Raw genomic sequence first — 21,753 nt, forward strand, 5'->3', positions numbered from 1 at the left:
ATGACAGCTATCCGGAATTATTTAAGCCTCATTAAATTTTCGCATACCATTTTCGCAATGCCTTTTGCCATGATCGGTTTTTTTCTTGCAGCAACGGGCGCCACAGGATATTTCGGCTTCCTCACCCAGGATTATAGATCCGCCATCCTGAAATTTATACTCGTAATTCTTTGTATGGTTTTTGCCCGTAGTGCGGCCATGGCATTCAACAGGTATCTCGACAGGCACTTTGACGCAAAGAATCCCAGAACGACGATCCGCGAAATTCCCGCAGGAATAATCAGTGCCGATAAAGCCCTGCTTTTCACCATTTTTAACAGCCTCCTTTTTGTGGCAACATGCTATTTTATTAATGCCCTCTGCTTTTACCTTTCCCCGGTTGCATTGCTGGTAGTTCTTGGGTATAGTTTCACCAAAAGATTCACCGCGCTCTGCCATCTGGTTTTGGGGCTGGGCCTCTCACTGGCACCCATCGGGGCTTACCTGGCTGTCACCGGACAATTTGATTGGCTCCCAATACTTTTCTCCTTTGCTGTAATATTCTGGGTGAGTGGATTTGATATTATTTATGCACTGCAGGATGAAGATTTTGATCGTAGCCAGCAATTGCATTCCATTCCGGCTGCCCTGGGCCGGGCTAAAGCATTATTCATTTCACGCCTTCTTCACCTGTTGAGCGCTACCAGTGTGATCATTGCCGGTATATATGGCGGGTTTGGCTGGTTATACTGGGCTGGTGTGGCCGTATTTACTGGCATGCTTATTTACCAGCAATCCATAGTAAGTAAAGACGATCTTTCCCGCGTTAATATTGCTTTCATGACAGCCAATGGAATTGCCAGTGTTGTATTTTCCATATTGGTTATTACAGACCTCTTCCTTCGTTAATTCAATAAAATCAACTAAACCAACAAACCTTCATGCCAAGAGTGCTCGCAATCGATTATGGTGGCAAAAGAACCGGCATAGCAGTAACAGATCCATTTCAGATCATTGCCAGCGGACTTACGACCGTTCCTTCCAGAGAGCTGATACCATTTCTTAAGAAATATTTTGAACTGGAAGAAGTGGAACGCATCATCATTGGTGAACCCAAAAACTGGGATGATACTGATACCCATGCCACCCCATTGGTGGAAGCCTGTATCAAAGATCTTAAGAAAAATTTCCCCCAGATGCCAATTACCAAAGTGGATGAAAGGTATACATCAAAAATGGCCAAACAAAGTATGCTGGAGAGTGGTATGAAAAAAAAGGACCGGCGTAATAAAGCTTTGGTTGATGAGATCGCAGCAACAATTATGCTGCAGGAATGGCTGGGGCGCGCATAGCCCTCCTTCTTCTTCAGGTTCTTTTCCTAACTTTGCAAATCGTTTAATTAAAATAGCAGATGATTCTACCAATAGTGGCATATGGACATCCCGTTCTGAGGATGGTAGCAAAGGATATATCAGCAGATTACCCCGAACTGGATAAACTTATCGCCGATATGTGGGAGACCATGTATTATAGTAATGGAGTGGGATTGGCTGCACCACAGATCAACCGCGATATCCGCTTGTTCGTAGTGGATAGTAAGCAAATATTTGAAAATCTCGACGACGAAGAAAAAGCTGAATACCCGGGTGATGCTGGTATTAAGCAGGTATTTATCAATGCCCATATCAAAAAACTCAATGGCGATGATTGGCCATATAATGAGGGGTGCCTTAGCATTCCGAAGATTCGCGAAGATGTATTCCGCCCCGAAGAAGTTACACTGGATTATGTGGATGAAAATTTTCAGCCTCAATCAACAACTTTCAACGGAATTACCGCCCGCGTAATTCTGCATGAATACGATCATATTGATGGTAAACTTTTTATTGACCATCTTAAACCACTGAAACGTAAATTGCTCAAAAGCAAATTGGATGATATCTCCAAAGGTAAAGTACGCGTTGATTACCGAATGATGTTCTATAAATAATTTCCCCTATGAATCTCAATAGAATACCTGCCCTGAAAATATTGATGGCAGGTGTTTTGTTATTTATTATCGCACCGCTCCATTCCCAGGATACTACCTTATTGGTTGATCAGAAAGTGGTTACACTGAAAGAAGTTGTTGTCCGGAATAATATGGACATTCCTTCTTTTATCAGACGGATTCAATTCGATACAAGCTTTTACCGTGCCTTCAAAAACCTGCGCCAGCTGAATTATTCTTCCATCAATGATATCAGGATGATGGATAAGAAGGGAAAGATCATTGCATCTCTTGAAAGCACCATTCGGCAAACAGTTGAAAATGACTGCCGCCAGATGGAGGTACTGAAAGAGACGATAGGAGGTGACCTGAAAAACCGGAAAAATGAATGGAACTACTACACGGCTGAAATGTACGCTGCTTTGTTTTTTACAGAAGGTTTGGTTTGTGGTGCCCAACAATCTGTTGCCGAAGCAGAGCTCAGTCTCAAAAAAAAGAAAGGACTGAATAAGCATAAAGAACAATTGAAAATGCTGTTCTTTAATCCCGGACGCAAAATTCCAGGTATCCCCTTTATTGGTAATAAGATCAATATCTACGAATCACCTATGGCCCGGCTCTATGATTTTGAAATGGATATGGAATATTACCAGGGGCGTAACGCTTATACTTTTAAAATAACTCCCCGCCCCAATCTTACCGATGTTGAAAGAAGCAGTATTGTTATCAACCAGATCAATACCTGGTTTGATGCTTCCGATATGCGTATTATCGCACGTTCCTATGATATGAGTTATAATACGGGCGTCTATGATTTTAATGTACAAATGGAAGTTGAGATGGGAAAATTGAATGATCTCCTGGTTCCCATAACAATCCGCTATATCGGTAACTGGAAAGTTGCCACCAAAAAAAGAGAAAGAGGCATATTTACTGCCACCATCTTTCAGCTTTCGGAATGACTAATCCCCTTGAATTTTACATAATTCCTCCATTTCTCTATCAGTAGTTGCATATCAGTTGCAAGCTCACTTTCAAATAATACCTGTTCACCGGTGGCAGGATGTTTAAACCCGATATTCTTTGCATGTAGCGCATGTCTTGGACAGGTATTGAAACAGTTTTCAATGAATTGTTTGTATTTAGTATAAACTGTCCCTTTCACTATGCGGTCGCCTCCGTAAAAATCATCATTGAAGAGAGGATGACCAATATGTTGCATATGTACCCTGATCTGGTGGGTTCTGCCCGTTTCCAGCCTGCATTCCACCAGCGTTACATATCCAAAGCGTTCCAGCACTTTGTAGTGGGTGATCGCGTCTTTGCCATATTCCCCTTCCGGATATGCATCAAATAGTTTACGGAATCTTTTATGCCGGCCAATGTGTGCAACCACTGTGCCTTCCTCTTCAGCAGGATCGCCCCATACCAAAGCTATGTAACGGCGAAAAACAGTATGGTCAAAAAATTGCCGGGCAAGGGAGGTAACCGCTTTATCGTTTTTGGCTAATACCATCAGGCCACTGGTATTTTTATCGATCCTATGCACCATGCCAAAGCGAGGAAGGTTTTCTTCCGTGATATCCTTGTTCTGCTGTTGTAAATACCAGGCAACCCCATTGATCAGCGTACCGGAAGGATTTCCTGATGCCGGATGCACCACCAATCCAGCCGGCTTATTAATGATCATAATATCATTATCCTCGTAATGAATATTAAGAGGCACCTCCTCCGGAACTATATGTTCACCCCTTTTCTCCCGGTGACTGTATACTACTATCTCATCTGCCGGCCTTATCTTATAATTGCTTGCAACGGTTTTGCCATTTACTAGTACCCTGCCTGCATCAATTGACTTCTGAACTTTATTGCGGGTAGCATACTCGATACGAGCCACCAGGAATTTATCGATTCGTAAAGGTTCCTGCCCCGCATCAATGCGGATAGTATGTTGCTCATACAGTTCTTCAGTGAAATCCTGCTGTTCTTCTGATTCATCTTCTGTATGCGCCATAACCATGTTTCAAACTAATTTTCGCAAAAATAGGCATCTCCACGCAGCCTTACGCTAATTTTGCAGGATGCAGGATGTATTGTATAAAGACCTCGGGCAAATGGATTATCAGCAGGCCTGGGATATGCAGGAGGATCTTCTACTGGCTAATGTTACTAAAAAGGGTAGCGGACAAGCCAGCAATACGGAACATCACCTTTTATTTGTTGAGCACCCTCCCGTTTATACCCTGGGCAAAAGCGGGCATATGGAACATGTGCTGATTTCAGAAGCCGAGCGTGAAGAGAAAGGGATCGCATTTTACAAAACGAACAGGGGCGGTGATATTACTTTTCACGGTCCTCAGCAACTGGTGGGATATCCAATATTTGACCTCGAAAAATTCTATACCGACATAGGGAAATACCTGCGCAACCTCGAAGAGGTGATCATCCTCACCATGGCAGCTTATGGTTTGAAAGGGGAGCGGTCAGCAGGTGAAACAGGCGTGTGGCTCGACCCCCAGATTCCTGGTAAAGAAAGAAAGATATGCGCCATGGGCGTCCGCTGCAGCAGGTGGATCACAATGCATGGTTTTGCATTTAATGTAAATACCGACCTCAGCTATTTCGATCATATCGTTCCCTGTGGTATAAAACAGAAAGCTGTTACTTCATTGGAAAAGGAGTTGGGTCATTCACTCGATATGGAAAAGGTGAAACAAATAGTTAGAAGAAGTTTTGAAACTGTCTTCCAGATCAGGTTAAAAACGATTAACACCAGCATTATCAGAAATCTTTACTGATATAAAAGCGATTTTTTTCAAGTAACACACCATCCTCGTAAAGTTCAAAAAGGTACCAGCCAGCATGCATGAAATTCGATTTCTCCATGATCAAAACCTTTTCGGCAACCTCCCTGATCTCAAATAAGGGTGATTTGTCAGCTTCAAAAAAGGATACCCTATACTTCTTCCGCCCTGCCTGGGGTAACTGGATATTTAATAATCCCCTTCTGTCTGTGAATATGTAGGGGGATGGCCTGAATACATCGCGGGGAACAAAAGGCCTGATATATAAGGTATCGGGATGAGAAACCAGAAGCGTATCTTTTGTGCGGTAGCTGATAGAATCACGGAATTTACGGAGTTCAGCATCCGGGATCCTCCCCTTGATAGTATCTGCTCTTTTTACCGTATAATAATGAATGGGCTTAACTACAACAGGGACTTCAGTTATTTTTGGTGGATCCTTCTTTTCCGGAAGGGGGGAAACTTCAGGATTCTTATCATTTTTAATAACTACATATTCTTTTTTCTCCACTGCACGTGCAGGAACAGAGGTTTTTGCTTTCTGGCTTTTGCTAAAAACATAACGACCACTGTCAAGTAATATATAGAGTCGGTAAAACTGACTGGTATCAGGCGAACGTGAATCAAGATACCCATTCTGCAGAACTGTAGGATCAGGTATGGTCATGATGGTCTTGAATAAGCGCTGGCTATCTGCTGAACGTTGAATACTAAGTTGGCGGATTTTTTTGCCATAGGCATTGGTCCAGCTAACCAGCACTTTATTGCCTGAACGTAGTACCACATTGAACGCAGGAAGTGTATCCTGGGCCCTTATTTGTGGTGCGCAGGTTGCCAACAATAACACAAATCCCAGCCTGATCATCATAGAATTAATACTTGCCATCGCTAACAAATATAAGATAGCACTGATGGTAATCAGACGTTAAAATATCAACTCTCCCGGCATTAAGGATCGGTTTCCCTGTAATCCGCCACTGTGAATCAATAGCAGCCGCGACCCCTTTTTGAAATAGTCCTCCCGAAGTAATTTATCCACACCATATAGCATTTTCGCAGTATATACAATATCGGATGGGATGGAAGTGGCGGCATAAAATTCATTCATAAACAATATGAGCTCAGGGGGATGTTTGGCATATCCACCGAAATGAAAATCGAATAATATCCTGAAATTACGGTTAGCATCACGGAGACCCCTTCGTACAGAAGCGCTTAACAGGTCATTACCCTTCAGACTACTGATTCCAATTATTTGTTGTGATGGAAGTGCCGCATTGCAAATGCCGGTCAGCATGGTGCCGGTACCAACAGCACAACATATATGCGTATAGACAGATAAATCGGGCACAAGATTTAGGATCGTTTCAGCGCCGGCAATTCCTTCGGGTCCCCGGCCCCCTTCAGGCACCACCAGCCACTCAGGAGGTAGCAGGGAAGGGTCATTCTGCAGGATTTGTGGATTGCGATAGGCTTCCCTGCTCACAAAGACCAGTTCCATACCATATGATCTGGCTTCAGACAGGGCTTCCGATAATTTTTTGCCTTCTTCTCCGCGCACAATTCCACGTGAGGGAAGTCCAGCCTCCCTGGCAGCATAAGCCAGCGCAACAAGGTGGTTTGACCAGACCCCGCCAAAACTCAGGATGCCTTTCTTTCTCTCACCGACTGCATTCTGCAGGTAAATCTGCAATTTGAACCATTTGTTTCCTGAAACAACCGGATGCCGCTGGTCAAGCCGGAGGATATCAGTTTCAACCGATTGCAATGCGGTGTATCTGAACGATTGTATAGGGATACTATGAAGGGGAAGGGGTATATTCATCGGGGTATATTATATTCGTGCCCTCAAACTCAAAATTAGAACAATGCAACCAACACTCGTGATACTGGCAGCCGGAATGGCTTCCAGGTATGGTAGCCTCAAACAGATACAGGGATTTGGTCCAGGTGGTGAAACAATAATGGAATATTCCATTTATGATGCGATCAGAACCGGCTTTGGAAAAGTGGTTTTTATAATAAGAAAAGACTTTGAACAGAATTTCCGTGACCAATTTGGATCAAAACTGGAAGGGAAAATAAAAGTGGAGTATGTATTCCAGGATCTGAATTCCTATGTAGAGAGCGATGTGCCCGCCGATCGTACCAAACCATGGGGCACCGCACACGCAGTTCTATGTGCCAAATCTGCCGTTCAGGAACCTTTCGCTGTTATTAATGCAGATGATTTTTATGGCAGGGATGCATTTGAAAAGGCATATAATTTCCTGGTGAATGATTGTAATGAAGGCACCTATGCCATCATTGGTTATGAATTGCTCAAAACCCTTTCTGACCACGGAACAGTTAACAGGGGCGTATGCAGACTTGATGAAAACGGCAATCTGGAGTCAATTGCCGAGCGATTGAACATCGCATTACGGGATGGAAAAATCACCTGTGATGATGGTATGGAGCCTCATGAACTGCCGCTTGATAGCAGTGTATCCATGAATTTCTGGTGTTTCCACCCTTCAATTTTTGCTATTAGCTATCAGATGTTCCGTGATTTCGTGGAGGCCAATAAAGAAAATCCAAAGGCAGAATTTTTTATACCTATTGTAGCTGATGAATTCTCCAAATCCGGAAAAGGGGTGATCCCGGTGATCGCCACCACCGCCGATTGGTTTGGTGTTACTTATAAAGAAGATGCGCCGAGTGTTCAGGCCAGCCTTGATGCCCTTGTCGCAAAAGGGGAGTACCCGCAGAACTTATGGGGATGAGCGTAATCTAATACATAAAAAAACTGGCGCCATCATGATGATACGCCAGTTTTTTTTATTTATATGTTTAATCAGGAGTTAGTGGGGGAGAAGAATGGTTGAAGTATACTCGAAACATAATCGAAGCATATCCTCAAACTCAATAGCTCATTACGTTATAGATACATTCCTCGATCTTTTTTATCTGCTGAACCCGTTCGATCCCCCTCACGTTTGACTGCGTTGGCATCCTGATCGTTACTGCTGTTGTATCTGCCTTTATTGCTTCCAAAGCCTGGAAAATATTCTTACTCTGGCTGCTGAAAACAACCCCTTCAGCTGTCAACTGCTTACCACTTAACACCCCGATCACTTCACCTGCATGATTGAAAATAGGACCGCCGGAATTTCCCGGGTTGGCTGAGATGGCGATCTGGTATGCTATCGTATCGCCATTGAAACCTGTTTTTGCACTGAGATAACCTTCATTATAAACGATCTCTGTACGAGGGAAGCCCAGCGTAAAGATCTGCTCTCCAAGGTCAGCCTTTGCCCTCCTTATTCCATAAGGAAGCCTGATGGGCTGGTAACGATCATCTACTATTTTAAGGATGGCGATGTCCGTATTGTCATTAACATGAAGAGTCTTAGCCTTCATATACTGGCCTTTTGTATTGATAATATAGATAGAATCCGCTTTGGCCACCACATGGGCAGAAGTTACCAGGTACCCTTTGCCATCAATCAGAAATCCTGTACCCCCGAATTTTCCGGGTTGGGCCGGACGGAATTCAGCAGGTTTATCGGCTGTTTTAAAAGTGTTGATCTCGTTTTGGGTCTTTTTCTGTGAGATCTTTACCGCATTTATTTCTTTCTTGAGCTGGGCGATCTCAACCGGACTGCTTTTTGGCGTGAGGTAAGAAACAAGTCCGCTGATCGCCAGGGCAGTTAATCCCGCAATTGATGCTGCCAGAGCTAATACACGCTTGTACTTGTCCACCAATTGCATCACCTTCACTTTCGGTGATTCAGTATTAATTTCACCGTTTTCAAGGAGCTTGCTATGCGTTTCCTGCAAAAGGGAACGAAATGTCTTCCGATCGCTGTAATTACCAATCTGACGGAGAAAGTGGGTCTGCTCCACAACAAGTTGATCAATCTCCGGATTTGTTCTGCGAAGCTCTTCGAAATATTCCTGCTCCTGGGCGTTCATTTCGCCCTGGATATACCTTTCAATTGCCTCTAATAAATGCACATCTTCCATCATACTGCCTGGTTTTTATATTGCGCAAAAAACAGTTTCTTTAATCGGGTTAAACATTTATACTTCTGGTTCTTGGCATTATCTGCGTTAGTGTACCCAAAATCTCCCGCTATTTCCGCCATATTCTTCTTATGTATATAATAGGACTCCAAAAGACTTTTACAGGGCTCACCAATGCTGTGCATCGCCTTTTCCATCATGTGGAAGGCCTGATTCTGAAGTTCGTGCTGCTCCAATTCCTCTTCCACAGGCACCGATTCTGCAACATCATCTACCTCTGAGGAAAACCTCGTTATTTGCTGTAACCTTTTGAGCCACAATCTTCTCGCAACAGAATATATATATGTCTTTAGGCGGCAGTGTAATTCAAACTCATCACTTTTAACCTTTTCATATACAACCATAATGGCCTCCTGGAAAATATCCCTGGCATCATCAGCTGTACCACTATTGTTTATGACCATCGCCTGTACCATATTATAGTGTTGCTTATAAATGGTTTCCGTCGCCTTTCTTTCATTCCTGGCCAGTCCCATTAACAATTCTCTTTCTATTGGATCTGTGGTCACACTGCTTCATTTAATACTCAAAATAACAAATAGTAACCCGTAATCAACGCTGAAAAAATATTTTAAGATGGCAGGGTTACCTTTTAACCTATCCGGGTATAAAGCTTCAAATCATTCATTCAAACACACAAAAAAAAATTCATGAAAAAGTTTTTTGCTGTTCTGGCTATCGCCGCCGCTTTCGCTGCTTGTAACAACGCTGCTGACACAACTGAAGAAATTGCAGATTCTACTGTTAATGCAGTTGATTCAGCTGTAACTGCTACTGTTGATAGCGCTAAAGCTGCTATTGATTCTACTGCTAATGCTGCTGTTGATAGCGCTAAAGCTGTAGTTGACTCTTTGAAAAAGTAAGTTTTTCATATGGCAAGCTATCGGTAGGGATATCCTGTTCGCAGGATGGCTTTCTCTATCGGGCTTAAAAATTAGTCGATCTCTAACCGGGATCGACTTTTTTTTGCCCATAACCTACTGATTCTGTGGGCTTATTAATTGGTAAGTTGGGATTATTACAAACAGTTACTTAGGAATTCTACCAAACGATAAAAAAAATCCTATAAAATATTCCTTTTAACAGAATAAATAGGCAATGTTCGTCGTTGTTATCTTGTCCAGATCCTTTGTCCAAAATCAGAATCTTATGAAAGCAATTGTACACGCTTACCCGAAACTGCCTAATAGGCCAACCTTATCACCCTGTCACCAGCTGCTGGTGGCCAGTCATTCATGGACAGGCAATTGACAAAACAGAGGTATTTCCATTTTCAACCTCTATTTTTTATTAATGTCAATTAAATGTTATGAAACGACTAATAATCATATTGTTGGGAGTTATTCTTTCTTTTCAGGGATACTCCCAAAGTGCAACAGCCGCCAACAAAGCCAACTTTGGAGTGGACGGTGAATTGAAAGCTGCTTATTTGGGCGCGTTGCCCCAAAGTGTAAATTTTTCCCATGACTGGTTTTCCAACCTGCCTATTGGGCCACTAGGTGGCGTTCCCATTTTTATCATTGACACCACTGGCGCGAAATTTATCACAGATAAGTATGCAGTGGATCCTAATTTCAGGAAACTTCCCTTTTTCCGCCTCATGCGCTATCCCCCTTTTGATACTGTTAGTGGCCGAAGGCTGATTGATGCCATTTTTATCCGCGACTACCACGACCAGGATTCTACCGTCTTCACCATTTCCAATAAGAACGGCGATAGTCCCGCTACCTGGGATGGAGAAACTATTGTTGGTAACATTCCACAAAAAAATGATATTCTGGACATGTTCGTTCACGTCAGGCGGGCAGGGGAAGGACTCACCCTCGCAGACTCCCTCTGGTTTATTGGAGGGGTGGCCATAGACGTGAACTCGGGAAGCCGCTATTTCGACTTTGAATTGTACCAGACAGATATCTTTTTCAACAGGACCACCGGTAAATTTACTGGTTATGGCCCCGATGCCGGTCATACTTCATGGAAATTTGATGCCACCACCGGCGTGGTTACTACTCCGGGTGATGTAATCTTTTCTGCCGAATTCGGCGGTAGTGGCCTAGCAATCCTTGAAGCCCGTATTTGGGTTCATCAATCCGCACTATCAATCAATTCACCCAACTTTGACTGGGTGGGCGATTTTGACGGTGCAGGGGGGATTTATGGTTACGCCAATATCAGGCCTAAGGATAATACTCAAATATTCTATTCGGGATTGCAGAATAACCTGGCCACATGGGCCGGGCCCTTTCAGTTAGTTAGGGGAAATAACACTGTTCAATTAACCTATGATGCGAAGCAATTTCTTGAATTCTCCGTGAATATGACCACCCTCGGACTTGATCCTATCAGCCTCCTGGGTGGTGGTGGTGCATGTGGAATGCCCTTCAGACGTATTCTGGTAAAAACAAGGGCATCTGCTTCATTCGAAGCGGAATTGAAGGATTTTGTGGGTCCATTCGACTTTTTCACTTTCGAAGCAGCCGATGCGGCAGCAGACCTGCCAATGATCTGTGGCGATGAAATGATCAGTACCATCAGCGTTCTTAATCCTCTTCCTACCTCAACTTACACCTGGATCACCCCCGATGGTAATATAGTAGGCGATACATTCGGTGTTTCCATTACAGTGGATACTCCCGGTACTTATATAGTTCGCCAACAGTTACTGGCTGGCTGTGGGCAATATGCCATGGATACTGTAGTAATTACAGAAGACCCCATTTGTGCACTCTTACCACATAACCGTATCCAGTTAAGTGGATCCTTAAAGAATACATTGGTTAAACTGGAATTCAATGTTTCGTCTAATGAGAATGTTAAGTATTATATCATTGAAAGGAGTGTAGATGCCAAAAATTATTCAATAGTTAAACAGTTGAATAACAATGGATCTACTGGATATGCCACATATTTAACAGATGATAACATTTCTAGCCTTGCAGGCAACCAGGTACATTACCGGGTTAAGATGGTCCGGCTAGATGGAACCGTCCGTTATTCAGATCCTTTGGACCTGAGCCGGGGAAGCCGGCCGACAGGAAGTTTTACCATCTCCCCGAATCCGGTCGTGGACAGAATGCAACTTGTTATTCCTTCTATGTCAGACAATGATTTGGCTGTCATTAAAATTTTTGATGCGGCCGGTGCGTTAATGGAAATGAAAAGGGTAACACTCCGTTCAGGGAATAATGTAATTGGATTTGACGGGTTTGATAAATGGAGCAGCGGTATATATCCTGTTCAGGTTCAGGTGGGTGACCTCCTGATGAATCAAAAAATGATCCTTACCAGAAGAAAACCCTAAAAAGCATCCAAATCCAAACCATGAAATTCAAGAAATCACTTAAATTAATCCTGATGGCCCTTGGCTGTTGCATTTCCTTTGGGTTAGCAGCGCAACAAAGGACCAGTTCTGCTGTGAATGCCGGGGGTGGGAGCTTCAGAAACGATAATTACCAGGTAGACTGGAGTATCGGGGAACTCGCCCGCATTGACACACGAATATCTGACAACAAAGTATTACTTGTGACGCAGGGCCTTTTGCAACCCGATTTTTGGGGGCAGCTGGTGATGGTTTCAGATCCGGGATTTGCACCGGGGGAAGTAAAAATACTACCCAACCCGGTACGCAGCCTGTTGCAGGTTCAATTTTCACTGCGGCAGATCGGTAGAATCAGGTGCATCCTGTATAGTGCAAAAGGGGAACGGGTGTTTCAAAGCCAGTTCCAGTACTACGGGTACGGGTACACGCAAACAATAAATATGACAAAGCTGGCAACAGGCGGATACTTTCTGTATGTTGAACTGGAGCCGGTGGAGGGATCAGTTGTCAGAAAGGGTTCATTTAAGATAATTAAGATCGATTAACCATCCAAAATCCAATTCCAATGATAAAACAAGTTATGCCATTTGTGGTAGGACTGTTTTTATGCACTTCACTTCATGCTCAGGTGCCAAAGCAGATCAATTACCAGGGTATCGCCAGAAACGCTTCGGGAGTTGCGTTAGGTAACCAGTCCATCAGTTTAAGGCTGACAGTTAGGGAAGGAAATCCCAACGGGGCAGTCGTTTACCAGGAAGTCCGAAAGGTGGAAACAAACCAGTTTGGTCTTTTTTCTACTGCCATCGGAAGCCAGGGAGCAACCAGCGTTTCAGGAACCCTTGAATCTGTAAACTGGTCTAATAATTCCGGAAAATACCTACAGGTGGAAATGGATCCGAAAGGTGGATCACAATATATGGCATTGGGTAGTTCTCCGCTTACCAGCGTTCCTTTTGCTTTCAGAGCTGAATCAGCTAATCCTGTTGGGCAGGCTGGTGGAGATCTGTCAGGTAATTTCCCCAATCCTACCTTAAAAAATGGTGTGGTCGACAGTGATAAATTGGCAAACGGATCGGTTATTGCCGATAAACTGGCCAACGGAGCTGTTACAACCACAAAACTTGCTGATGGCTCAATCACGGCAGCCAAGCTGGCACCGGGCGTCGTGATCGGCGGAAGTTCGGCTACTGGCACTGCCGGTGGTGACCTCACAGGTAGCTTCCCCAACCCATCTGTAGCTAATAACGCCATCACTTCAAATAAGCTTGCAGACAATGCAGTAGGCAATTCCAAAATCGGGGCCAATGCTGTAACAGGAAATAAAATTGCTGATAATTCCATCACCACATCTAAAGTTGCGGATGGTTCCATTACTGCTGCCAAGTTAGCCCCAGGGTTGATAATTGGTGGTGGTTCCGGTGCGCCAACTGGTGCTGCAGGTGGTGATCTGGCTGGCACCTATCCCAACCCAACCCTTGCCAATGGCGCAGTATCTGCTACCAAGATTGCAGCCAATGCTGTGGGTACTGGTAAGATTGCTGATAAAGCGGTAACGGGAGCCAAATTGGCTGATAATACCATTTCTGCAAATAACCTCAGCGATAATGCAGTAACTACTTCAAAAGTGGCGGATGGTTCTATCACTGCAGCCAAACTGGCTCCGGGAGTTATTCCAACTTCATTACCTATGAGCGGTACTGCCGGTGGTGATCTGATGGGTACTTATCCTAATCCTACTATTTCCCCAAATGCGGTTGGTACGGCTAAGATCGCCGACAAAGCTGTAACAGGTTCAAAAATAGCAGACAATACTATTTCATCTTTAAATATTAGCGCAAACGCCATTACTACTGCCAAAGTAGCCGATGGTTCTATTACTGCGGCGAAACTGGCTCCAGGTGTAATTCCAACATCTTTGCCTATGAGTGGAACGGCAGGAGGTGATCTTACAGGGTCTTATCCCAATCCAACAATCGCTAATGGTGCCATCACAACTGCTAAAGTTGCTGACGGTTCAATCACAGCAGCAAAGCTTGCCCCAGGAGTAATTCCAACATCTCTGCCAATGAGTGGAACCGCAGGTGGTGATCTTACAGGATCGTATCCTAATCCAACCATTTCTGCAAATGCAGTTAACAGCACCAAGATTGCTGACAATGCTGTGGTATCCAATAAAATAGCTGCAAATGCCATCACCACCGTTAAAGTAGCCGATGGCTCTATTACTGCGGCTAAACTTGCTCCCGGTGTTATCCCAACCTCATTGCCGATAAGTGGTACCGCGGGTGGTGACCTTACCGGTACCTATCCCAATCCAACCATTGCTTCAAATACTATTACTACAACAAAACTTGTAGATGCTGCCATCACAACTGCAAAAGTTGCGGATGGTTCTATTACTGCCGCCAAGCTCGCACCAGGTGTAATACCAACTTCCTTACCGATTAGTGGTACTGCAGGTGGTGATCTTACCGGATCTTATCCCAATCCAACTATTGCAGCTAATGCAGTTATCAGCACCAAAATTGCTGACAATGCAGTTGCTGCTAATAAAATTGCCGCTAACGCCGTAACAACAGTTAAAGTAGCTGATGCTGCTATCACAACCGCTAAAGTGGCCGATGGCTCTATCACTGCCGCTAAACTCGCCCCGGGTGTAATTCCAACTTCTTTACCAGTGAGCGGAACAGCGGGTGGTGATCTTACCGGAACTTATCCCAATCCAACAGTTGCAGCCAATGCAATAACAACTGCCAAAATCGCGGATGGATCTATTACAGCTGCAAAGCTTTCTGCCGGAGTAATTCCAACCTCCCTTCCTCCAAGTGGTCCTGCAGGTGGCGATCTTAGTGGCACCTTCCCCAATCCGGCAGTTGCTAAACTGAATGGTGTTGCCATTGGTGGTGCTGCCCCCATAAGTGGACAGGTTCTCAAATTCAATGGTACCCAATGGGCTCCTGCAACTGATAATGCAGGTGGCGGCGGACTCGTACTGCCTTTCACAACAACGGCTGCCAGTACCTCCGATCTGTTTGGCATAAGTAATACCGATTATGGTACTGCAGTAGCAGGTGCCAATGGCTCTTCTGCTGCCAATGCAACAGGTATTGAAGGTCGAATTACCAATGCTACTCCTGCCGCTTCGGCAGTGGCAGTAAGGGGTACAGTAACTTCAACCTCTGCGAATGGATATGGTGTTCTCGGTGCACATAGCGGCGGGGGTATGGGTGTATCTGGAAGTTCAAACACTGGTATAGGTGTTTATGGCAGCTCAAATACCAAATCAGGTGTATATGGTTTTAGCGAAAGCGGATATGGTGTATTTGGAAAAAGTAAAAACGGAAGTTCTGCCTTCTTTGACCTGACCGAAGGAACCAATTATAATGATGCCCTGATCGTATCTAACGACCAATATAACGCTATCAGTGTTTCCAGTACAAAAGGAAATGGTGTTATGGCCTTTGCCAATAGCCTTGGTGGTGCCGCAGTTTGGGGTATCCATAATAATGGTGGTGAAGGAATTTCAGGTATGAACGTTAGTGATATTGCCGGAGCAATTGCCGGTACCAACTATGGTACTTATGCAGGTGTTCGTGGAAATTCACCCGAAGGTATAGGTGTTCTTGCAGAGGCCAATACAGAAGGTGGTTCAATGGGAACAGCTCTTCTGGCCCGTTTAGATGTTGCCGGTAGTGGCAACCTTGCAGTATTCCAGGTAGGAGCTACCAATGTTGCCAGGATCGACCGCACCGGAAAGGCATTCTTTAATGGTGGTACACAAACCAATGGTGCCGACGTTGCAGAATTCTTTAATGTAGAAGGTTCCCTGAATAGTTACGAGCCCGGTGATGTTCTGGAAATATCTACCGATGGTGATCGCAAAATGGTTAAATCCTCTGCTCCATATTCAACACTGGTTGCCGGTGTTTATGCTACCAAGCCTGGTTTACTGCTCACCGAAGAAGATGCTGTAAATGGCGCTATGGACAATGGTGTTCCAATGGGTGTTATCGGAGTAATCCCAACGAAAGTTTGCCTTGAAGGCGGAGCTATCAGAAGGGGTGACCTTCTGGTAACTTCTTCCCTCACCGGAGTAGCCATGAAAGCTGATCCCGACAAGGTAAGAGTTGGACAGGTGCTTGGGAAAGCCCTGCAGGATTATAATGCCAACGGCGTTGGAAAGATCAATGTACTGGTTAGTGTTAAATAATAAATCCAAACATATTAATATGAAAAACATCATCAAATACATAATCATGCTGCTCATGCTGGTTGCAGCATCCGATAGCCTGAAAGCCCAGACACATTCAAAGGCCGATAAAGCACTGCTTCCAAGCAACAGGCCTATGCCTGACAAAATGATCATGCAACGTAAAATTGAAAATATGCGCAAGATCGCCCGTGAGCAGGAGGAACAGGTTAAGCGGGCAGAAGCAGAAAAAGGGCGAAATGCCGTTTCAACACAGCCGGCTGATGCCAAAAAGACAAAGCGATAAACAAACACAAACAAGGGAGCCGCTTCAGAAATGAGGCGGCTTTTTCGTGCCCATAATTTGAAATATAAAAATTGTTATATTATTTGGTGGCATTAAATATATTTAGTATATATATTAGCTTTCTTTTCGCCTTCCTCAAATCTAACATCATTAAGGCAATGTTCTAAAATAGGGACCAGATGGGGACCAGGAGCAAGGTTGTCCCTTTGATAGGGGAGAGAGTTGGTGAAGGGTTTCGGCTAAGGTAAGTATTACAATAGCCGAAGAAGTACCGAAGGATACTAAAACAATTGACGGTACCGTAACGGCACCGTAAGCCGGTTTATACCCCTCCCGAAAAGGCGATAAAACGGAATATAACCTGGTAATGGCAGATTTCATTAAAGCTCCCGTTATACGCTCCTGCAAACAGACTGCCTATAAAGGAAGGGAAGGTGATATTCATAGAAGTTGTGGCGCTCTACAATTTTAAGGTCATAAGCGCATTTTGCACAATCTATGCATTTAATGGCCAGATCCTCGAAGAAGGACCGGCTTATGAAAATCCGGATACCGACATCAAATGGGAATATAAAGTGCAGTATGATCATCCGCTCCACCCGGGTAATAAAACCCTCTTTAATGTAGTCGATTTCTCCAGCAATGGAACCCTTAAGGTTTTAGGTGATAGAATAAAAAAGGCCGCCTCAAAGCTTATTTGAGGCGGCCTTCTGAATTCATAATTTAGAATCCCATTTTCTTCTTCAGATTATCATCAATGGCATCGAGGAATTCCTGCGTATTCAGGTAATGCTCACCGTGACTCACCTTATTACCATGAACACATACTGCCAGGTCTTTGGTCATCTTGCCAGATTCAACAGTTTCAATACAAACAGCCTCTAATGCATTTGCAAATTCAATCAGAGGCTGGTTCTCATCAAGCTTTCCACGGAATGCGAGTCCACGCGTCCAGGCAAATATTGATGCGATGGGATTTGTAGACGTAGGTTTACCCGCCTGGTGATCGCGATAATGGCGGGTAACAGTTCCATGTGCTGCTTCCGATTCCATGGTCTTTCCATCCGGAGTGATCAATACAGAGGTCATCAGGCCCAATGAACCGAAACCCTGCGCCACTGTATCACTTTGTACATCTCCGTCATAGTTCTTACAGGCCCATACAAAATTGCCATTCCATTTCAATGCGCTGGCAACCATATCATCAATCAGCCGATGCTCATAAACAATTCCTGCAGCTTCAAAAGATGCCTTGAACTCATTGTCATAGATATCCTGGAATATATCCTTAAACCGACCATCATACTTTTTCAGAATCGTATTTTTGGTTGAGAGGTATAATGGCCATTTTTTGCTTAGCGCCATATTAAAACAACTGCGGGCAAAACCTGTGATGCTTTCATCGGTATTATACATGCTCATTGCCACGCCATCGCCCTTGAAATTAAATACCTCAAATGTTTGTGGTGTGCTTCCATCCTCAGGAGTGAAGGTCATAGTAAGTTTTCCCTTACCCTTAATAACCGTATCGGTTGCACGGTACTGGTCACCAAATGCATGCCTTCCAACGATGATGGGAGCAGTCCAGTTGGTTACAAGCCTTGGGATATTGCTGATTACAATGGGCTCGCGGAATACAGTGCCATCCAGGATGTTTCGAATAGTTCCATTGGGACTCTTCCACATTTGCTGAAGGTTGAACTCCTTTACACGGGCTTCGTCAGGAGTTATGGTCGCACACTTTATTCCTACACCATACTGCCTGATTGCATTAGCAGCATCAATGGTAACCTGGTCATTAGTAGCATCGCGATGCTCAATGCCGAGATCATAATATTTTATATCCAGTTCAAGGTAGGGGAGGATCAGTTTGTCTTTGATAAATTGCCAGATGATACGGGTCATCTCATCTCCATCCAGTTCAACAACCGGGTTGGTTACTTTGATTTTTGTACTCATAGTTGCCTGATTTATTGGTGCAAGTCTGCAAACCTAAGGTAAATGAGGAAAAAAACAAATGAGAAAAATGTCCTATAAACGATTGTATTAGATTTGCATTAAGAACGAACAGCATGTCAGCTGATGCCTATTCCTATATTTCCCGGTTCATTGATCTTAAGAAAGATGAAAAAGAAATGTTGTTGAAACACCTTCAGATAATGACCTGTGCACCAAAGCAAATACTTACCAGGGCCGGAGAAATGGAGCAGCACGTTTATTTTATTCAGAAAGGAATAATACGTAAATATTTTTACCGCAATAAGGAAGAAATCACTACCCAGATTAGTATGGAAGGAAACCTTGTGTCATCTAGTGTTTCATTCCTTTCTGGTGTGCCTTCCGATTTCGTGCTGGAAACAATGGAGCCAGCAACACTCGGTTTCATAACCCGCTCTTCCCTGGAAAGCCTTTATGCCAGCAGTGCAAATTTTGAAAGAATGGGTAGGCTAATTATCCTTGAATGGCTCCTCTACAAAGAAAAACAGGATATCGAAAGGATGATTCAAACCCCTAAAGAGAGATTCCAGATGTTGATGGAAGAAAGACCTTCACTGATAAACAGGGTGCCACAAAAATACCTTGCCTCACTGCTGAATATTGAACCAGAAACTTTTAGCAGGTATAAAAAACAGCTAATGGAAGAAAAAGACAAAATCGTTTGATAATGCCAGAAGCAACCCTGAAAAAATATGAATCAGCATTGAAATCGCTTTATGCTTTTTTTAATGCCAATTCCGGATTAACGGAAGAACAGTTTAAAAAAATCGCCTCTTTTTTCATCATCCGAAATTTTGATCGCCGGCAAATTGTTGTTCAAACCGGGCAAACTGATGATTATTTCAACTATATCCTGAAAGGTGTTGCAAGGAAATATATTATCACTGGTAAAAAAGAAATTACCCTGCAATTATCCACAGAAGAACATTTTATCCATTCTGAATTGTCGTTCCACACCCGGCAGCCTTCACTTTGTTTTGTAGAAGCCATTGAACCCTGTGTTTTACTCTCCCTGCATTATGATCATCTGCAGCAGTTATATATTGACATGCCTGAGTTGAATAAACTGGGGCGTCTTATGACTTCACAGATGTATGTAAGGAAGGAGTTGCGTGATCTTTCGCAAATACGTTTAAGCGCCCGCGAGAGATTTCTTCAATATATACAAAGACATCCTGATATGCTGCAACGCGTATCACAGAAATATATAGCTTCTTATCTCAATATTAAACCCGAAACCTTCAGCAGGCTGAAGCATCTCCTTAGAACAAAACCAAAATGATGAAACGCATCATTTGGAATCAGCTTCAAAGGCTACATAAATATTCGCCGCCAGTTGTTCACTTATAGTAAAAAATGGTTGGGATGGCATCCGGATTTCAAGGGAATGGTCAAAAGCAAATCGCCTCCTTACTTCTAACCGGGTGCCAATGGCAATATGATTATGCCTTAGCAATTCAAGCATGGCGGTTGATTGATTACTCACGCTGATTACATCAGCCTGAATATTTTCAGGAAGTTCAAGAAGGCAGATCTGACGGATCAATGGCATTCTTCCCTGGCTATCAGGGATGGGATCACCGTGTGGATCGGTTTTAGGATTGCCTAAGAATATATCAAGCCGGTCTATTAACTTTTTGCTGCTGATATGTTCCAGTTCTTCTGCGATCTCATGTACCTCTTCCCAGCCAAAGCCCAGTTTCTCAACCAGGAAATACTCCCATAAACGATGCTTGCGGATTATTTGTAAGGCAATTACATTTCCCTCCGCAGTTAGTTTTACACCCTTATACGGCTGGTATTGCAATAGTTTTTGTGACTTCAGCTTTTTAAGCATGTCGGTGACCGATGCCGGCCGGGTTGATAATGCTTTCGCAAGTGCATTTGTGCTCACCACATCTTCATCCTGCTGAAGATGAAAAATGGCTTTGATATAATTCTCCTTACTGCTCGAGTATTTCAATTGGGCTAAATATGTATTTAGGTAAATCTAAAAAATTAAATCGTATCAAAAACAGGCATTTATGCCAGATAGAGTATTTTAGCTGTTCACGGAAATCTATCTCATGTATCGTACTAGCTGGATCACGGCCTGTTTGCTTTTTATTTTATTAATGGCCTGTAAGGAAGAAAAAAAAACATTACTGGATACCGAAAAGGTTGAAGTGGATGATTTCATAGATTTTTTCCCTGAACTTAAACTTCCATTTCTCGTAGCCGATACGAGCCTGCCGGCAAAATCGCCCGATTCCCTTCGTATTGGAAACAGGATATTTGCCCAATTTGTACCCGATAGTATCCTCCATCCCGTTTTTGGTAAAAAATCCAAACCAAAGATTTATCCAATTGGAAAATTGGAAGTTGAAGATGGTGAAACCTATCTGTTCGTTAAAGCGGTTCTGGCGCAGAAAAGATCCGCCTACCTGCTTGTTTTTGATAAAGAGATCTACAAAACGGCTCTGCCTCTATTAACTATTTCCGGAACCCCCAAAGAAGCAGATAGAAATGTAGCATCCATGGATAGCCGTTATACCATTACGACTTTAAGACAACGTACCACTTCTGATGGCCAGGTGGTGTATAATAAGAAAGTATATGTTTATAACACGGAAGGTGTATTTACAATGATCCTCACAGAGTCTAATGATAAAGACGCTGCTTCAGCTGTTCTGCTAAATCCTATTGATACATTGAAAGCAACACATAAACTTTCGGGTGATTATATCCGTGATAAGAAAAATGTATTGTCCTTCCGCGATGGCCGTACAGAAGGTACTTTAATGTTTTTTGTTCACTTTGAAAAAGATGGTGGTGAATGCCGCGGTGAATTAAAAGGCGAAGCAAAGATCACCGGAAAAAATACTGCCCGGTACACTGAAACAAATGGTCCCTGCCAGATCGATTTTACTTTTTCAGCCAATACTGTTACCATGAAAGAACTGGAAGGATGCGGCTCCTATCGCGATATTAAATGCTTCTTTGAAGGCAGTTTCACCCGTAAGAAAAAGGCAACACCTCCCGCAAACAAGAAAAAGAAGTAATAATGCGTTTTAAATAATCGTTTATATTGCGTCGCTGATACACATTGCCAATTGAAAA

At 43.5% G+C, this 21,753-nt stretch carries 22 protein-coding genes; 15 read left to right on the plus strand and 7 right to left on the minus strand.

Going from position 1 to position 21,753, the window contains the following annotated elements; translation table 11 throughout:
- Genes HY58_RS04640 through HY58_RS04655 form a run of 4 tightly spaced genes read left to right on the plus strand, consistent with a single transcriptional unit; the run spans position 1 to position 2,931 of the window.
- Positions 1-888, plus strand: a complete 888-nt coding sequence (locus HY58_RS04640) for a UbiA-like polyprenyltransferase (RefSeq protein ID WP_039128675.1) — start codon at positions 1-3, stop codon at positions 886-888.
- Between the two features lie 32 nt (positions 889-920).
- Complete coding sequence (ruvX, locus tag HY58_RS04645) at positions 921-1,331, plus strand: Holliday junction resolvase RuvX (protein ID WP_039128678.1); 411 nt, start codon at positions 921-923, stop codon at positions 1,329-1,331.
- Positions 1,332-1,390: 59 nt separating this feature from the next.
- Complete coding sequence (gene def / locus HY58_RS04650; protein ID WP_039128680.1) at positions 1,391-1,969, plus strand: peptide deformylase; 579 nt, start codon at positions 1,391-1,393, stop codon at positions 1,967-1,969.
- A gap of 8 nt (positions 1,970-1,977) precedes the next feature.
- The gene (locus tag HY58_RS04655) at positions 1,978-2,931 is read left to right on the plus strand and encodes a hypothetical protein (protein ID WP_039128682.1); all 954 of its coding nucleotides are present in this window, start codon (positions 1,978-1,980) and stop codon (positions 2,929-2,931) included.
- On the opposite strand, the gene HY58_RS04660 is transcribed toward HY58_RS04655, so the two are convergent.
- Positions 2,916-3,983 carry an RluA family pseudouridine synthase gene (locus HY58_RS04660; RefSeq protein WP_253271504.1) on the minus strand — a complete coding sequence of 356 codons (1,068 nt, stop codon included), beginning with the start codon at positions 3,981-3,983 and terminating at the stop codon, positions 2,916-2,918. The genes HY58_RS04655 and HY58_RS04660 overlap by 16 nt on opposite strands.
- A 67-nt stretch (positions 3,984-4,050) precedes the next feature.
- Between HY58_RS04660 and lipB the strand changes: the two genes are divergently transcribed.
- Positions 4,051-4,767 carry a lipoyl(octanoyl) transferase LipB gene (gene lipB, locus HY58_RS04665; protein WP_052323841.1) on the plus strand — a complete coding sequence of 239 codons (717 nt, stop codon included), beginning with the start codon at positions 4,051-4,053 and terminating at the stop codon, positions 4,765-4,767.
- Here the strand turns inward: lipB and HY58_RS04670 are convergent.
- Both HY58_RS04670 and HY58_RS04675 read right to left on the minus strand, forming a co-directional pair.
- On the minus strand, positions 4,751-5,659 hold the full coding sequence (locus HY58_RS04670) for a hypothetical protein (protein ID WP_039128686.1): 909 nt from the start codon (positions 5,657-5,659) through the stop codon (positions 4,751-4,753). The genes lipB and HY58_RS04670 overlap by 17 nt on opposite strands.
- Positions 5,660-5,698: 39 nt before the next feature.
- Positions 5,699-6,598 carry a 1-aminocyclopropane-1-carboxylate deaminase/D-cysteine desulfhydrase gene (locus tag HY58_RS04675; RefSeq protein WP_039128688.1) on the minus strand — a complete coding sequence of 300 codons (900 nt, stop codon included), beginning with the start codon at positions 6,596-6,598 and terminating at the stop codon, positions 5,699-5,701.
- 43 nt (positions 6,599-6,641) lie between these two features.
- Between HY58_RS04675 and HY58_RS04680 the strand changes: the two genes are divergently transcribed.
- On the plus strand, positions 6,642-7,538 hold the full coding sequence (locus HY58_RS04680) for a sugar phosphate nucleotidyltransferase (RefSeq protein WP_039128690.1): 897 nt from the start codon (positions 6,642-6,644) through the stop codon (positions 7,536-7,538).
- A 139-nt stretch (positions 7,539-7,677) separates the two neighbouring features.
- Here the strand turns inward: HY58_RS04680 and HY58_RS04685 are convergent, their stop codons facing one another.
- Both HY58_RS04685 and HY58_RS04690 read right to left on the minus strand, forming a co-directional pair.
- On the minus strand, positions 7,678-8,784 hold the full coding sequence (locus HY58_RS04685; RefSeq protein ID WP_039128693.1) for a serine protease: 1,107 nt from the start codon (positions 8,782-8,784) through the stop codon (positions 7,678-7,680).
- Positions 8,781-9,350, minus strand: a complete 570-nt coding sequence (locus HY58_RS04690; protein WP_039128695.1) for an RNA polymerase sigma factor — start codon at positions 9,348-9,350, stop codon at positions 8,781-8,783. Before HY58_RS04690 ends, HY58_RS04685 begins: the two co-directional genes overlap by 4 nt.
- A gap of 141 nt (positions 9,351-9,491) precedes the next feature.
- Here HY58_RS04690 and HY58_RS04695 point away from each other — a divergent pair, with 141 nt between their 5' ends.
- The 6 genes from HY58_RS04695 (at position 9,492) to HY58_RS04720 (ending at position 17,357) form a co-directional block, all read left to right on the plus strand.
- A complete protein-coding gene (locus HY58_RS04695; RefSeq protein ID WP_039128697.1) occupies positions 9,492-9,704 on the plus strand; it encodes a hypothetical protein in 213 nt (70 codons plus the stop codon).
- 446 nt (positions 9,705-10,150) lie between these two features.
- The gene (locus HY58_RS04700) at positions 10,151-12,142 is read left to right on the plus strand and encodes a T9SS type A sorting domain-containing protein (protein WP_039128699.1); all 1,992 of its coding nucleotides are present in this window, start codon (positions 10,151-10,153) and stop codon (positions 12,140-12,142) included.
- Positions 12,143-12,162: 20 nt separating this feature from the next.
- Entirely contained in the window at positions 12,163-12,705 is a 543-nt protein-coding gene (locus HY58_RS04705; RefSeq protein ID WP_156123571.1) for a hypothetical protein, read from the plus strand.
- Positions 12,706-12,725: 20 nt separating this feature from the next.
- Positions 12,726-16,370, plus strand: a complete 3,645-nt coding sequence (locus HY58_RS18715) for a hypothetical protein (RefSeq protein ID WP_052323843.1) — start codon at positions 12,726-12,728, stop codon at positions 16,368-16,370.
- A gap of 19 nt (positions 16,371-16,389) precedes the next feature.
- Complete coding sequence (locus HY58_RS04715) at positions 16,390-16,656, plus strand: hypothetical protein (RefSeq protein WP_156123572.1); 267 nt, start codon at positions 16,390-16,392, stop codon at positions 16,654-16,656.
- Between the two features lie 434 nt (positions 16,657-17,090).
- Positions 17,091-17,357: a hypothetical protein gene (locus HY58_RS04720; RefSeq protein ID WP_039128708.1), complete on the plus strand. Its 267-nt coding sequence runs from the start codon at positions 17,091-17,093 to the stop codon at positions 17,355-17,357.
- Between the two features lie 22 nt (positions 17,358-17,379).
- Here HY58_RS04720 and HY58_RS04725 read toward each other — a convergent pair whose 3' ends face one another.
- The gene (locus HY58_RS04725) at positions 17,380-18,615 is read right to left on the minus strand and encodes an isocitrate dehydrogenase (NADP(+)) (protein ID WP_039128711.1); all 1,236 of its coding nucleotides are present in this window, start codon (positions 18,613-18,615) and stop codon (positions 17,380-17,382) included.
- 113 nt (positions 18,616-18,728) lie between these two features.
- On the opposite strand from HY58_RS04725, the gene HY58_RS04730 reads away from it, so the two are divergent.
- Together HY58_RS04730 and HY58_RS04735 are read left to right on the plus strand one after the other, a co-directional pair.
- Complete coding sequence (locus tag HY58_RS04730) at positions 18,729-19,319, plus strand: Crp/Fnr family transcriptional regulator (protein ID WP_039128713.1); 591 nt, start codon at positions 18,729-18,731, stop codon at positions 19,317-19,319.
- Between the two features lie 2 nt (positions 19,320-19,321).
- Positions 19,322-19,936 (plus strand): Crp/Fnr family transcriptional regulator, encoded by a 615-nt coding sequence (locus HY58_RS04735; protein ID WP_052323844.1) that lies wholly within the window; start codon positions 19,322-19,324, stop codon positions 19,934-19,936.
- Positions 19,937-19,945: 9 nt separating this feature from the next.
- Here the strand turns inward: HY58_RS04735 and HY58_RS04740 are convergent, their stop codons facing one another.
- Positions 19,946-20,617 carry a metal-dependent transcriptional regulator gene (locus tag HY58_RS04740; RefSeq protein WP_039128715.1) on the minus strand — a complete coding sequence of 224 codons (672 nt, stop codon included), beginning with the start codon at positions 20,615-20,617 and terminating at the stop codon, positions 19,946-19,948.
- 103 nt (positions 20,618-20,720) lie between these two features.
- Here HY58_RS04740 and HY58_RS04745 point away from each other — a divergent pair, with 103 nt between their 5' ends.
- Positions 20,721-21,695 (plus strand): hypothetical protein, encoded by a 975-nt coding sequence (locus HY58_RS04745; RefSeq protein ID WP_156123573.1) that lies wholly within the window; start codon positions 20,721-20,723, stop codon positions 21,693-21,695.
- Positions 21,696-21,753: the final 58 nt, after the last annotated feature.

The organism is Flavihumibacter sp. ZG627, from assembly GCF_000814325.1.
In the GTDB taxonomy this organism is placed as follows: Bacteria; Bacteroidota; Bacteroidia; order Chitinophagales; family Chitinophagaceae; genus Flavihumibacter.

Coding starts and splice junctions, on each gene's coding strand:
- HY58_RS04700 (WP_039128699.1), top strand. CDS start 10,151: ATGAAACGACTAATAATCATATTGTTGGGAGTTATTCTTTCTTTTCAG.
- HY58_RS04735 (WP_052323844.1), top strand. CDS start 19,322: ATGCCAGAAGCAACCCTGAAAAAATATGAATCAGCATTGAAATCGCTT.
- lipB (WP_052323841.1), top strand. CDS start 4,051: ATGCAGGATGTATTGTATAAAGACCTCGGGCAAATGGATTATCAGCAG.
- ruvX (WP_039128678.1), top strand. CDS start 921: ATGCCAAGAGTGCTCGCAATCGATTATGGTGGCAAAAGAACCGGCATA.
- HY58_RS04670 (WP_039128686.1), bottom strand. CDS start 5,659: ATGGCAAGTATTAATTCTATGATGATCAGGCTGGGATTTGTGTTATTG.
- HY58_RS04655 (WP_039128682.1), top strand. CDS start 1,978: ATGAATCTCAATAGAATACCTGCCCTGAAAATATTGATGGCAGGTGTT.
- HY58_RS04725 (WP_039128711.1), bottom strand. CDS start 18,615: ATGAGTACAAAAATCAAAGTAACCAACCCGGTTGTTGAACTGGATGGA.
- def (WP_039128680.1), top strand. CDS start 1,391: ATGATTCTACCAATAGTGGCATATGGACATCCCGTTCTGAGGATGGTA.
- HY58_RS04685 (WP_039128693.1), bottom strand. CDS start 8,784: ATGATGGAAGATGTGCATTTATTAGAGGCAATTGAAAGGTATATCCAG.
- HY58_RS04660 (WP_253271504.1), bottom strand. CDS start 3,983: ATGGCGCATACAGAAGATGAATCAGAAGAACAGCAGGATTTCACTGAA.
- HY58_RS04715 (WP_156123572.1), top strand. CDS start 16,390: ATGAAAAACATCATCAAATACATAATCATGCTGCTCATGCTGGTTGCA.
- HY58_RS04695 (WP_039128697.1), top strand. CDS start 9,492: ATGAAAAAGTTTTTTGCTGTTCTGGCTATCGCCGCCGCTTTCGCTGCT.
- HY58_RS04675 (WP_039128688.1), bottom strand. CDS start 6,598: ATGAATATACCCCTTCCCCTTCATAGTATCCCTATACAATCGTTCAGA.
- HY58_RS04705 (WP_156123571.1), top strand. CDS start 12,163: ATGAAATTCAAGAAATCACTTAAATTAATCCTGATGGCCCTTGGCTGT.
- HY58_RS18715 (WP_052323843.1), top strand. CDS start 12,726: ATGATAAAACAAGTTATGCCATTTGTGGTAGGACTGTTTTTATGCACT.
- HY58_RS04680 (WP_039128690.1), top strand. CDS start 6,642: ATGCAACCAACACTCGTGATACTGGCAGCCGGAATGGCTTCCAGGTAT.
- HY58_RS04745 (WP_156123573.1), top strand. CDS start 20,721: ATGTATCGTACTAGCTGGATCACGGCCTGTTTGCTTTTTATTTTATTA.
- HY58_RS04640 (WP_039128675.1), top strand. CDS start 1: ATGACAGCTATCCGGAATTATTTAAGCCTCATTAAATTTTCGCATACC.
- HY58_RS04730 (WP_039128713.1), top strand. CDS start 18,729: ATGTCAGCTGATGCCTATTCCTATATTTCCCGGTTCATTGATCTTAAG.